Below are 13169 nucleotides of genomic sequence, written 5' to 3' on the forward strand. Positions count from 1 at the left end.
ATGCGGGTCGAGCCGAGATCCGGCCAGAAGATACCGGAATTCACCAGGCGGAAATGCGGTGCGACGATCAGCCTGTCGAGCTGCTGGTCGGTGGTGTTGGCGAGCGCGAACACCGCCCAGTCGCCGGTCGAACGCGCATCATTGGCCTCGACCTCGATGCGCCGCACGATGCCGTCCGGTCCCGGCGCGGTCGACACCTGGAAATTCTCGCCCTGGTTCCGATAGATCTCGACGGCGCCGGAAAGGTCGAGCGCGACGTCGTCACGGGCAATCTTGATCGGTTCGACGGCGAAGGCCGACGATGCCGCGCACAGCGTCAGGATTGTCCCGAGGACAAAGGCGAACAGCGGCCCGTTGCGCAGGAATTTCGTCAAAAATCAGTCCTTCGTTCCAACGCCCGGCGGATCGTCCGCGATCCGGGCGTAGAGGTAGTGGTCCTGCCAGATGCCGTTGATCCTGAGATAGGATCGCAGAAGTCCTTCGCGCCGGAATCCGGCTTTTTCAAGCACGCGGATCGACCGGATATTGTCGGGAATACAGGCCGCTTCGATCCGGTGCAACCTCAGCGTATCGAAGGCGAAGCGGGCCACCACCTTGACCGCGTCGGTCATCAGGCCGCGGCCGCCAAAGCGTTCGCCGATCCAGTAGCCGACATGGCCGCTTTGCGAGACGCCGTGGCGTATGTTGCCGAGCGTGATACCGCCCGCCAGTTTGCCGCTGCTCTTCTCGAAGATGAAGAAGGCGATCGCAGTCCCTTGCGCATAGTCTTCGCGGTAGCGGCTGATGCGCAGCCGCCATGCGGTGCGGTCGAGTTCATCCGGCGTCCAGCGCGGCTCCCATGGTTCGAGGAAGGCCCGGCTTTCGCCACGCACCGTCGCCCACTCGCGGTAGTCGTTGGTGAACGGCACGCGCAGCGTGACGCGGTCGCCTTTCAGTGCCGGCAGGTCACGGCGAAAGAAAGGGAGCGCGAACACGGCGCTTTGAGGGGCTTAGACGGCGAGCTTGCGGGCCGTGGTCTGCGTGCCAGCGAGCGATTCGAGGATCGCTTCGTATGGCGCCAGCGTACCCACAGGCCCGACAGCGGTAAGCGTCGGCTTGGTCGAGAACAGCCGCGACGACAGATCGGTCAGCCGTTCGATCGTCAGCGCCGACAGCCTTTCCATCAGTTCCTCCTTGGCGATCGGCCGGCCGAACAGAAGCAGTTGCCGTGCGATCTGCGAAGCCCGGCTAGCCGGGCTTTCGGCGGACATGATCAGCCCGGCGCGATATTGGGCGCGCGCGCGGTCGAGTTCTTCCTGCAGGATTTTCTCGCCGGCCTTCTGCAGTTCGTCGATGATGACAGGCACCAGTTCGGCGATGTCGCTCTGGCCGGTCGCGGCATGGACGCCGAAGACGCCGGTGTCGGAAAATCCCCAATGGAAGGCATAGACCGAATAACACAGGCCACGCTTCTCGCGGACCTCCTGGAACAGGCGCGACGACATGCCACCGCCGAGGATCATCGACAGCACCTGCGAGGCATAGAAATCGCGCACATGATAGGCGCGGCCTTCGAATCCCAGGACGATCTGCGCGTCCATCAGGTCGCGGTCTTCGCGGAAGTCGCCGCCGACATATTGCGCATATTGCGGGATGGTGCTGTCGGCCTTGCTGCGGAAGCCGCCGAGCTGCTTTTCGACTTCGCGCACGAAATTGTCGTGCTTGATGTCGCCGGCGGCGACGATCACCATGCGCTCGGCGCCATATTGCCGCTCGATGAAGTCGTGGAGTTGCTTGGAGGTGAAGGATTTGACCGTTTCGGGCGTGCCGAGAATGGAGCGCCCAATCGTCTGATGGCGATAGGCGGTTTCCGTGAAGCGGTCGAAAACGATGTCGTCGGGTGTGTCGTGCGCGGCGCCGATCTCCTGCAGGATCACATGCTGTTCGCGTTCAAGCTCCTGCGGATCGAATTCGGACTCCTGCAGGATGTCGGCAAGAATGTCGACAGCCAGCGGCACGTCGTCGGAGAGCACCCTGGCATAGTAGGAGGTGGTCTCGACGCTGGTGGCGGCGTTGATCTCGCCGCCGACGTCCTCGATCTCCGAGGCAATTTCGAAGGCGCTTCGCCTTTTCGTGCCCTTGAACGCCATGTGCTCGAGCAGATGGGCCATGCCATGCTCGTCGTCGCGTTCATTGCGGGCACCCGACTTGACCCAGGCACCAAGGGCAACCGATTCGATGCTTTGAAGGGTTTCGGTGGCGACTGTCAGGCCGTTCGACAGACGGCTTACCTCAACACCCATATGGCTACTACTCCCTAACGCGCCGCCCGCGCGCGGCGGCCGACGTAATCTTCCACCATTTTCAGGTCGGATGGAAGTACCGTGTATTTTTCCTCCGCTGTCATCAACCCACCTAGCCATGCGGGCAGTGCGGGGAAGACGCCGCTGGCGGCTTCGACGGCGGCCGGGAATTTTGCCGGGTGGGCGGTGCCCAGCACCACCATCGGCACCGCGCCTGACGCCTTGCCCGCCGCGACATGCACGGCTGCGGCGGTGTGCGGATCGAGCAGATAGTTGCTGGCCGCGAGCGTCGCGCGGATGGTGGCGGCGACCTCGTCCATATCAGCCCGGCCGGCGTCGAATTCGGACCGCATGCTAGCGATTTGCTGGGTTTCGATGGTGAAAGCGCCGGATTGCTTCAGGCTGTCCATGTAGCGTCGCACGGTCGCGGCGTCACGGCCGGAGGCCTCGAACAGCAAGCGTTCGAAATTGGACGACACCTGGATATCCATCGACGGCGACGTGGTCGCAAAGACGCCCTTGGTGCGGTATTCGCCGGTCGCGAAGGTCCGCGCCAGGATGTCGTTGTCGTTGGTGGCGATGACCAGCCGCTCGATCGGCAGGCCCATCTTCTTGGCCGCGTAGCCGGCGAAGATATCGCCGAAATTGCCGGTTGGCACCGTGAAGGAGACCGGCCTGTCCGGCGCGCCGAGCGACAGCGCCGAGGAGAAATAATAGACGATCTGGGCCATGATGCGGGCCCAGTTGATCGAATTGACGCCTGAAAGCGCCACCCGGTCGCGGAAGCTGTGATCGTTGAACATGTCCTTGAGCAGGCCCTGGCAATCGTCGAAATTGCCTTCGATCGCCAGCGCATGGACGTTTTCAGCCGTCGACGTCGTCATCTGCCGCTGCTGCACCGGCGAGACGCGGCCGTGCGGGAACAGGATGAAGATGTCGGTGCGGCTGCGCCCGGCAAAGGCATCGATTGCCGCCCCGCCAGTATCGCCAGAGGTGGCGCCGACGATGGTGGCGTGCTGATCGCGTTCGGTAAGCACATGGTCCATCAGCCGGGCGAGAAGCTGCATCGCCACGTCCTTGAAGGCGAGCGTCGGCCCGTGGAAGAGTTCCAGGATGAAGGTGTTGGGGCCGGTCTGCACCAGCGGACAGACGGCCTCGTGACGGAAGGTGGCATAGGCTTCGCGCACCAGCCGTTCAAAGACGGGCGCCGGGATTTCGCCGCCAAGGAACGGCGACAGCACGCGGATGGCAAGATCGGGATAGGCAAGGCCGCGCATGGCGTGGATCTCGGCCGCGGAAAACTGCGGCCACTCACGCGGCACATAAAGCCCGCCGTCGCGCGCCAGCCCAGCCAGCACGGCATCGGAAAATCCAAGAACGGGGGCTTCCCCGCGGGTACTCACATATTGCATGTCACAAATCCGTTACTGCTTGGCTTTTCCGTCCACCGCAAGGTGGTTAATTTCTGCGCTGGCTCAGTCGCATTTTTGCCGCGCGGTTGATATACGTCACCAGCTTTGCGAGAGGGAAGTGCAGTTTCATGGCGTTTCGTACATTCAGTGGTCGCTTTTTGGCGGGTCTTGCGCTCACCGGCTTTATGCTTGCCGCCGCCGGCTGCCAATCGGGCGACAATGGCATCCTGAACCTCGGCATCGGCAAGAAGGATCCGACGGTTCCACCGCCGCCTCAGGATCCCAAGATCCTGGCCAGCCAGTTGCAGGCCTATTGCCCCCGGGTGACAGTGCGCGACGGCACGGCCTTCTTCAACACCTACGCCAAGGGCGTCCAGAAGCCCAAGCCCAAGCTCAAGAAGACCGGCGACGCCGCGCAGGATGCCGCGGCCCAGGCTGAGGCCGACGCCGCTGCAACTCCGCCCGACGAGTCGGCGAACATCATCTACCAGGCATCGGTCAGCGACGTGACACGCGACTGCAGCCGTGCCAACGGCCAGCTGACGATGAAGATCGCGGTCGCCGGCAAGATCGTGCCGGGACCGAAGTTCTCGCCCGGCACCATCACCATGCCGATCCGCACCGCGGTGATGCATGGCACCGACGTGCTTTACTCGCAGATTCACCAGTATCAGGTCCAGGTCACCGACCCCTCGGTCGCCACACAGTTCGTCTTCACCGATTCCAATATTGTCGTGCCCGAGCCGACGGCGCAGGACTATCAGGCCTTTGCCGGCTATGATGAAAACGCGCCGAAGGCGACGACGGACAAGCCGAAGAGGACCCACCGCAAGAGAACTGCCGCGACGAACTAGAGCGCGGCAGTTGCACGAGGCGTGCGTCGCTGCGCACGCTTCTCAGGCGTCAGACCACTCCGACAGCGCCGCGATCACGCTTTTCAGCTCCGCCCAGCGGCGGATCACCGTCTCGGCGCCGGCCTCGGTCAATGCGTCGGCATGGCCGGGATAGCTGTGGGCCGCGCCGGTGAAGCCGATCACGCGCATGCCTGCCGCCCTGGCGCCGTGGACGCCGTGCACGGAATCCTCAATGACGAAAGTGTTTGCCGGGTTGGCGTTGAGTGTCTCCGCCGCAAACAGGAACACGTCGGGCGCCGGCTTGGTCTTCTTGCTTGGTATTTCCAGCGCCGAAAAGATCCGGCCGGCGAAAAACGGCAGCAGATGCACCTTCTCCAGCATGAATTCGATCCGTTCCGAGCGAGAATTCGAGCAGACGCAGCGCGGCGCCGTTACTGCGGCAACCGCCTCGCGAACCCCGTCTATGGCGCGTACGTCGCTACGCAATTTGCGGTCGACAAGGTCCTCGGCACGGTCGATCAGCGAGGCCTGGAACGGAATGCTGGATTTCTCCTCGACCCGCATCATGATGTCCTTGAAGGTCAGTCCGGCATAGGTCTCGGAAATCTCCTCAGCCGATATTTCGTACCCGGCTAGGGTCAGCAGTTCCGCCTCGACGCGGGCGGCGATGATTTCGGAATCGACGAGCACGCCGTCGCAATCGAAGATGACAAGGTCTGGCTGGGGCATGGCGATCCGGACAATGGGAGGATGAAGTGGCCTCGGGAGGCTCAGGCGGCGCGGCATACACCAACAGGGCCACCTTCGCAAATTCGGCAGTCTTCACCGAATATTTACGCTGATCGGTAACCATAACAGAGAGTAAAACAGTAACGCGTGCCTTGGGTGTCAGAATGTCTGCCGTGCGTCTTCTCGACGAGCTATCCCACGCTCCCCAGCAATCCGAATGGCTGGACACGATCCTCAAGGGCGACTGCGTCGCCGCACTCGACCGGCTGCCCGAAAAGTCGATCGACGTCATCTTCGCCGATCCACCCTACAATCTGCAGCTCGACGGCGACCTGCACCGGCCCGATCAGTCCAAGGTCGACGCCGTCGACGACGACTGGGACCAGTTCGAGAGTTTTGAAGCTTACGACGCCTTCACGCGTGCCTGGCTTCTGGCGGCGCGCCGGGTGCTGAAGCCCAACGGCACCATCTGGGTCATCGGCTCCTATCACAACATCTTCCGGGTCGGCGCCAAGATGCAGGATCTCGGCTTCTGGATCCTCAACGACGTCGTCTGGCGCAAGACCAACCCGATGCCGAATTTCCGTGGCCGCCGCTTCCAGAACGCGCATGAGACGATGATCTGGGCCACGCGCGACCAGAAGGGCAAGGGCTATACCTTCAACTACGAAGCCATGAAGGCGTCCAACGACGACATCCAGATGCGTTCCGACTGGCTGTTCCCGATCTGCACCGGCGGCGAGCGACTCAAGAACGACAATGGCGACAAGCTGCATCCGACGCAGAAGCCGGAAGCGCTGCTTGCCCGCATCATGATGGCCTCGACCAAACCGGGCGACATCGTGCTCGATCCCTTCTTCGGCTCCGGCACCACCGGCGCGGTGGCAAAACGCCTCGGCCGCCATTTCGTCGGCATCGAGCGCGAGCAGGCCTATATCGACGCCGCCAACGAGCGCATCGACGCGGTGCAGCCATTGGATGGCGCGGATCTCACCGTGCTCACCGGCAAGCGCGCCGAGCCGCGCGTTGCCTTCGTCAGCCTGATCGACACCGGCCTGGTGATGCCCGGCGCCACGCTCTACGACGCCAAGAAGCGCTGGGCGGCCAAGGTGCGCGCCGACGGCACGGTGGCGATCGGCGACAGCGCCGGCTCGATCCACAAGATCGGCGCCGAAGTGCAGGGCCTGGATGCCTGCAACGGCTGGACCTTCTGGCACTATGAGCGCAGCGGCGGCCTGACCCCGATTGACGAGCTTCGCCGCATTGCACGGCTTGGCATGGAGCGGGCAGGGGCCTGAGCCCCTGCCAATTGCGTCGAATTCCGTTGATTCAAAGTCGCAACGGATCGCGCGAAGCGATTCAAATCACGCCTTGATTCCGTGACGTTCAAGGTCTGCTTGAAGCGTTTTCGCATCGGTGAACAGCACCGACTGCCAGCCCGCCGCCTTGGCGCCGTCGACATTCTTCTGGCTATCATCGATGAACAGCGTCGCCGCCGGTTCGAGGCCGAAGGCAGCGACGTGATGATCGTAAATGCCGCGATCCGGCTTGATCAGGCCGATCTCACCGGAGATCGTGACGCCACGCGGCCGTTCGAGAAAATCGAAGCGCTCGCGGGCCTCGGCCAGCGTGTCGCTGGCAAAATTGGTCAGCATGGTCACGTCGTGGCCGCTCTCGATCAGGCCGACCATGATGGCGACGCTGTCGTCATAGGCATGCGGCACCATCTCGTGCCAGTGGCGGCGGAAACTGCGGATGTTTTCGGCGTGATCGGGATGGTCCGCGATCAGCAGCGCCTCGGCCTCTTCCCAGGTCCGTCCGCGGTCCTGCTCGATGTTCCAGTCATGCGTGCAGACATTGTCGAAGAACCACCTTCTCTCTTCGGCATCCGGAATGAGGCGGCTGAACGGAATGTTGGGATCGTAGTGGATCAGCACTCTACCGATGTCGAAAACGATGTGGCGTATTTCAGTCATGGGGCCTCTTTGCACTGTGCGGCGACGGCTTTTTCGTCGCGTCGGGTATCGCCGCTTCAATTGCCTTTTTCATGACGGTCGGCAGTGCTTCCCCGGAAATTTCATGGGCCAGCGACCAGAAATGTCCCGCCGGCACATCACCTTTGATGTGGGCGTGAAAGACTTCGAGTTCGAGAGCGAAATGCGTGAAGACATGTGCAATGCGGCCTGCATGCCGCCAGTCGGCGGGGAAGGGCGCTGCCGCCTCCGTGGTGTCGCCATCGATCCGCGCGGTCCAGCCAGTCGTCGGTACCTCGGTCATGCCGCCAAGCAGGCCTTTCTCCGCCCGCTTACGCAGAAGGATAGCGCCGTCGCTTCTGACCGCGACGAAGGCCGCGCCGCGCCGCAGGGGCTTGTCGGCCTTTGGCAGGCGCACCGGAAAGTGTTCGGGATCGCCTGAAAGGACGGCGCTGCAGTCTTCGCGCAGCGGGCACAGCATGCAGCGCGGCCGCCGTGGGGTGCAGATGGTGGCGCCGAGATCCATCATCGCCTGAGCGAAGTCGCCAGGCCTTGCCCCGGGCACCATGCGCTCGACATGGGCGCGGATCTCGGGCTTGGCCTCGCTCAACGGCGCTGTGATCGAAAACAACCGGGAGATGACGCGTTCGACATTGCCGTCGACAACGGCGGCGGGGCGGTCGAAGGCGATCGCCGTAATCGCCGCCGACGTATAGGCGCCGATGCCAGGCAATTCTCTCAAAGCCGTCTCCGTGTCGGGAAACCGGCCGCCACGTTGAGCCACCAGATCGGCACAGGCCTTGAGATTGCGGGCGCGGGAATAGTAGCCGAGCCCGGCCCAGGCCTTCATCACGTCTTCGGTCGGTGCTGCGGCCAGTGCCTCGACATCGGGCCATTTCTCGACGAAAACCCGGAAATAGGCCTTCACCGCTTCGACGGTGGTCTGCTGCAGCATGACCTCGGACAGCCAGATACGGTAGGGATCGGGCCTTGCGCCTTGCGCATGCTCACGTGGCGTGATCCGCCATGGCAACTCACGGTGGTGCACATCGTACCAGTCGAGCAAGCGGGATGCGATATCCCCGGATGTGGCTTTACCACTATCCCCGGATGCGGTCTTGCGGGTCTGGTCTGCTGATGCCATTGATCTTGTATTGGCTTGGCCGGTATCTGCTGGGTCGTGGCTGGAGAACGTACATGGCAGGGAGAACGCCCTACAGCAATCCCGTCCCGGTCAGTGATCTCGCGACCAAGATCCTCGATCCGGTGCTGCGAAAGCGGGCCGGCATTTCGATCGGCCTCGTCCAGTCATGGGAAGAGATTGCCGGTCCACGGCTGGCCAGCCACTCGCGCCCCGAAAAGATCCAGTGGCCGCGCCGCATGCATGAGGACGATCCATTCGAGCCGGCGGTGCTGGTCATCGCCTGCGAAGGCATGGCGGCACTTCATCTGCAGCACGAGACCGGCGAGATCATCAACCGGGTCAACGCCTTCCTCGGTTTCACCGCCATCAGCCGCATCAGGATCCTGCAGAAGCCGGTGACAACTGATAAAGGACGGCGCAAGCCGGCCCTCAGGCCGCTGACGGCTGCCGAGAAGATGAAATTGTCGGGAACCGTCGGCCTGGTCGACAATGATGCGTTGCGCGCCTCTCTGGAAAAACTTGGCGCGACCATTATTGGGGAGAGAAAGTCATAGGCCTCTCGAAGAAAGTCATGGATTTGTCGTCAATATCTCGCATTCGTGATCGCCCCTGTCAGGTTTGGCGATTGGATTGGGGATCGAGATGCCTTAATTCGCGCCAACTCTCGCCTTTTCGTGCCTTTGCATTGCAAAATCCAACCCTTGTCAGGTGATTCGTATGAACCGTCCCCCGTTCGGCCAAAGCTTGTCTCGCAGAAACGTCCTGTCTTCGCTGGCCGCCATTCCGGCGGTCGCCCTGCTCGCCGCCTGCAGCGACTCTGGCGAGGAAGCGAAGGCCGCGGATGTGAAGCCCGCCGATCCTGCCGCTCCCGCAAAGCCGGCCACGCCGGCCGCCGCTACCGCGCCGGAAGCCCAGGGCACCGTGGACATGGTGGAACTGATGAAGCCGGGTGCACTGCCTGACAAGCAGCTTGGCAAGGACGACGCCAAGGTCACCATCGTCGAATACGCCTCGATGACCTGCCCGCACTGCGCGCATTTCGCCGAGACCACCTTTCCGGACCTGAAGACCAAGTACATCGACACCGGCAAGGCGCGCTACATCCTGCGCGAATTCCCGTTCGATCCGAGCGCCGAAGCCGGTTTCATGCTGGCGCGCTGCGCCAAGGATAACTATTTCCCGATGGTCGACGTCCTGTTCCGGCAGCAGGCGAACTGGGTTGGCGTCCAGAATACCAAGGATGCGCTGCTGCAAATCTCGAAGCTCGCCGGTTTTACACAGGAGTCCTTCGAGGCCTGCTTGACGGACCAGAAACTTCTGGACGATGTGAGATCGGTCCAGAAGCGCGGCGCCAATGAATTCAAGGTCGACTCGACACCGACCTTCTTCATCAACGGTAAGACCTACAAAGGGGCGATGTCGATTGAGGAAATGTCGGCCATCATCGACCCTCTGCTCTGACGTTCAGTCAGCCCTGAGGCGGCGGCGCTTCGGCGTGCGCGGCTTCTTGTCGTGCCGCGAATTCCTTTCGCAAAACCACGGAAATCCGCTTAGTGGGCGGCGCGAATGAAGTTTTCGCGCCTTCGCCTCCTCGGTTTCAAGTCCTTCGTCGAGCCCGGCGAGTTCGTCATCGAACGCGGACTGACCGGCATTGTCGGGCCAAATGGCTGCGGCAAGTCGAACCTTGTCGAGGCGCTGCGCTGGGTGATGGGCGAAAGCTCCTACAAGAATATGCGCGCATCCGGGATGGACGACGTGATCTTTTCCGGCTCGGGCACTCGGCCCGCACGCAACACCGCCGAAGTCACACTTTTCCTCGACAACAGTGATCGCTCCGCGCCTGCCGCCTTCAACGATGCCGATGAATTGCAGGTGTCGCGCCGCATCGAGCGTGAGGCCGGCTCGCTCTACCGCATCAACGGCAAGGAGGCCCGCGCCAAGGACGTGCAGCTTCTGTTCGCCGACCAGTCGACCGGCGCGCGTTCGCCGTCCATGGTCGGCCAGGGCCGCATCGGCGAGCTGATCCAGGCCAAGCCGCAGGCGCGCCGCGCCCTGCTCGAAGAGGCGGCCGGCATTTCCGGCCTGCACACCCGCCGCCACGAGGCCGAACTGCGGCTGAAGGCGGCCGAGCAGAACCTCGAACGGCTGGACGACGTCGTCGGCGAACTGGAAAGCCAGATCGAAAGCCTGAAGCGCCAGGCGCGCCAGGCCTCCCGCTTCAAGAACCTGTCAGCCGATATCCGCAAGGCCGAAGCAACGCTCTTGCATCTGCGCTGGACGCTGGCCAAGACGCAGGAAGGCGAGGCGCGCTCGGCGCTTGCCGTTGCCACGGCATTGGTCGGCGACCGCGCCGCCGCCCAAATGGCCGCCGCCAGGGAGCAAGGCATCGGTGCTCATCGCCTGCCGGACCTGCGCGACGCGGAAGCCGCCGCTGCCGCCGCCTTCCAGCGCCTGTCGATCGCCAAGTCGCAGATCGAGGAGGAAGCCGGCCGCATCCGCGCTCGTCAGAGCGAACTCGAGCGCCGGCTGCAGCAGCTCGATGGCGATATCGCGCGTGAGGAGCGCATGGTCCGCGACAATGCGGATATCCTCGAGCGCCTGCGCACCGAGGAAGCCGCGCTCAATTCCGAAAATGCCGGTGCCGCCGAGCGCGAGGCCAGCACCAGGGCCACGTTCGAGCAGGCTGCATCGACGCTTTCACAAAGCGAAGCCAAGCTCGCCGCGCTGACCGCCGAGCGGGCAGAGGCTGCCGCCTCGCGCAACCAGATCGAACGGACACTGCGCGACACCGCCGAGCGTCGCGACCGCTTCGCCCGCCAGCTTGCCGATGTCGACCGCGAATTGTCGGAAATACTCTCCAAGGTCGCCGGCTTGCCGGATCCGGCCGAGAAGCGCGTGCTGGTCGAACAGGCCATGGCGCTGCTGGAAGAATCCGAAGCTGCCGTATCGGAGGCGGAGCAGTCGGTCATCGATGCCCGCGCCACGGAAAGCGCTGCCCGGCCACCGCTTCAGGATGCCAGGGCCGAGCTGGCGCGCATCGAGACGGAAGCGCGCACGCTGGCAAAAATTCTGAACGCCGCCAGCGGCGATCTCTTCCCGGCTGTGCTGGAACAGATCAGCGTCGATCGCGGTTTCGAGACGGCGCTGGGCGCCGCCCTTGGCGAAGACCTCGACGTGCCGCTCGACCGCAGCGCGCCGGTGCATTGGGGCGAAAGCGGGATCCAGCCCGGCGATGCGGCTCTGCCGGAAGGCGTGAAGAGCCTTGCCAGCGTGGTCCATGCGCCGGCACAGCTCGCCCGCCGTCTGGCGCAGACCGGCATCGTAGACGCCGGCGATGGCCGCCGGCTGCAGGCGCTGCTTGCTCCGGGCCAGCGGCTGGTCAGCCGTGAGGGTGCGCTCTGGCGCTGGGATGGCTTTACCGCCAGTGCCGACGCGCCGACCGCCGCCGCGCAACGGCTGGCGCAGAAGAACCGGCTCGCCGAGCTTGATGCCGAGGCGATACAGGCGACGCTCATCCTGCGTCAGGCTGAAGAGGCACTTGCCCAGGCCGAACAGGCGCTTCGCCTCGCAAGCGAGGCCGAGCGCAACGCACGCCAGGCCGGTCGCGATGCCCAGCATCGGCTGGACGCTGCCCGCAATGCGTTGGCCGAGGCCGAGAGGGCCGGCGGCGAATTGCAGAGCCGGCGCGCCGCACTCGATGAGGCACGCGCCCGCATCGTCGACAGCCATGAGGAGACCTCGGCCGCCTTCGCCGAGGCGGAAATGCTACTGCAGGACGCGCCCGATCTCGGCGATCTGCAATTGCAGCTCGAACAGTCCTCGGCCAATGTCGCCCGCGACCGCGCCACGCTTGCCGATGCGCGTGCCGTGCATGAGGGGCTGCGACGCGAAGCCGAAGCGCGCGCGCGCCGGCTCGATGCCATTGGCGCCGAGCGCAGCAACTGGCTGGAGCGGGCCGAAAACGCCTCGACACAGATCGCCTCGCTTGGCGAGCGCAAGGCCGAGGCCGAGGCCGAACGCGAGCGACTGGCCGATGCTCCCGATGAAATCGACGCCAAGCGGCGCGCGCTGCTGTCGCAGCTCACCGAGGCCGAGACCTTGCGCAAAGCGGCGGCCGACCGTTTGCAGGAAGCGGAGAACCGGCAATCCGAAATGGACAAGGCCGCCACCGGCGCCATCCAGTTCCTGGCCGAGGCGCGCGAGACCCGCGTTCGCGCCGAAGAGCGGCTGACGGCGGCCGACGAACGCCGGCTGGAGGTCGAAGCGCGCATCCAGGAGACGCTGAACACGCCGCCGCATCTGGTCATCCGCCATACCGGCCTGGAGGCTGACAGCCCGATGCCAGAAATGGCCGAGATCGAGCGTCAACTCGACCGGCTGAAGATCGAGCGCGAACGGCTCGGCGCCGTCAACCTGCGCGCCGAGGAGGAGCAGAAGGAGCTTTCCGACCGGCTGGAGGCGATCGTCTCCGAGCGCGAGGACATTATCGAGGCGATCCGCAAGCTCAGGCAGGCGATCCAGAGCCTCAATCGCGAAGGCCGTGAACGGCTGCTGGCCGCCTTCGACGTCGTCAACGGCCATTTCCAGCGGCTGTTCTCGCATCTGTTCGGCGGCGGCACGGCGGAATTGCAGCTGATCGAATCCGACGATCCGCTCGAGGCCGGGCTTGAAATCCTGGCCCGCCCGCCTGGCAAGAAGCCGCAGACCATGACGTTGCTGTCCGGCGGCGAACAGGCGCTGACGGCGATGTCGCTGATCTTTGCGGTGTTCCTGAC

11 protein-coding genes and 1 pseudogene are annotated in these 13169 nt (G+C 64.0%); 5 read left to right on the forward strand and 7 right to left on the reverse strand.

Annotated elements, in window-relative coordinates:
• The 4 genes and pseudogenes from EN993_RS21180 to thrC form a co-directional block, all read right to left on the reverse strand.
• Positions 1–374, reverse strand: a pseudogene (locus EN993_RS21180) (sensor domain-containing phosphodiesterase); the annotation flags it as partial.
• A 3-nt stretch (positions 375–377) separates the two neighbouring features.
• On the reverse strand, positions 378–974 hold the full coding sequence (locus EN993_RS21185) for a GNAT family protein (protein ID WP_057145501.1): 597 nt from the start codon (positions 972–974) through the stop codon (positions 378–380).
• 15 nt (positions 975–989) lie between these two features.
• A complete protein-coding gene (locus EN993_RS21190) occupies positions 990–2282 on the reverse strand; it encodes a pitrilysin family protein (protein WP_056580991.1) in 1293 nt (430 codons plus the stop codon).
• A 14-nt stretch (positions 2283–2296) separates the two neighbouring features.
• Positions 2297–3694, reverse strand: coding sequence for a threonine synthase (gene thrC / locus EN993_RS21195; RefSeq protein ID WP_127264726.1), 1398 nt, complete (start codon positions 3692–3694; stop codon positions 2297–2299).
• Positions 3695–3822: 128 nt separating this feature from the next.
• On the opposite strand from thrC, the gene EN993_RS21200 reads away from it, so the two are divergent.
• Positions 3823–4548 (forward strand): hypothetical protein, encoded by a 726-nt coding sequence (locus EN993_RS21200; RefSeq protein WP_127264727.1) that lies wholly within the window; start codon positions 3823–3825, stop codon positions 4546–4548.
• Positions 4549–4590: 42 nt separating this feature from the next.
• Here EN993_RS21200 and EN993_RS21205 read toward each other — a convergent pair whose 3' ends face one another.
• Positions 4591–5277, reverse strand: coding sequence for an HAD family hydrolase (locus tag EN993_RS21205; RefSeq protein WP_024503624.1), 687 nt, complete (start codon positions 5275–5277; stop codon positions 4591–4593).
• Between the two features lie 164 nt (positions 5278–5441).
• On the opposite strand from EN993_RS21205, the gene EN993_RS21210 reads away from it, so the two are divergent.
• On the forward strand, positions 5442–6575 hold the full coding sequence (locus tag EN993_RS21210; RefSeq protein WP_127264728.1) for a site-specific DNA-methyltransferase: 1134 nt from the start codon (positions 5442–5444) through the stop codon (positions 6573–6575).
• A 66-nt stretch (positions 6576–6641) separates the two neighbouring features.
• On the opposite strand, the gene EN993_RS21215 is transcribed toward EN993_RS21210, so the two are convergent.
• Positions 6642–7253, reverse strand: coding sequence for an HAD family phosphatase (locus tag EN993_RS21215; protein WP_127264729.1), 612 nt, complete (start codon positions 7251–7253; stop codon positions 6642–6644).
• Positions 7246–8394: an A/G-specific adenine glycosylase gene (gene mutY / locus EN993_RS21220; RefSeq protein WP_126068414.1), complete on the reverse strand. Its 1149-nt coding sequence runs from the start codon at positions 8392–8394 to the stop codon at positions 7246–7248. The genes EN993_RS21215 and mutY overlap by 8 nt, the downstream gene beginning before the upstream one ends.
• A gap of 53 nt (positions 8395–8447) precedes the next feature.
• Here mutY and EN993_RS21225 point away from each other — a divergent pair, with 53 nt between their 5' ends.
• From EN993_RS21225 to smc, 3 genes are all read left to right on the forward strand, one after another.
• Entirely contained in the window at positions 8448–8948 is a 501-nt protein-coding gene (locus EN993_RS21225) for a DUF721 domain-containing protein (RefSeq protein WP_127264730.1), read from the forward strand.
• Positions 8949–9111: 163 nt separating this feature from the next.
• Positions 9112–9855: a DsbA family protein gene (locus EN993_RS21230; RefSeq protein WP_109662306.1), complete on the forward strand. Its 744-nt coding sequence runs from the start codon at positions 9112–9114 to the stop codon at positions 9853–9855.
• 105 nt (positions 9856–9960) lie between these two features.
• The coding region (smc, locus tag EN993_RS21235) for a chromosome segregation protein SMC (RefSeq protein ID WP_127264731.1) at positions 9961–13169 on the forward strand (3209 nt) is incomplete at its 3' end.

This window comes from Mesorhizobium sp. M7D.F.Ca.US.004.01.2.1, assembly GCF_003997785.1.
In the GTDB taxonomy this organism is placed as follows: Bacteria; Pseudomonadota; Alphaproteobacteria; order Rhizobiales; family Rhizobiaceae; genus Mesorhizobium; species Mesorhizobium loti.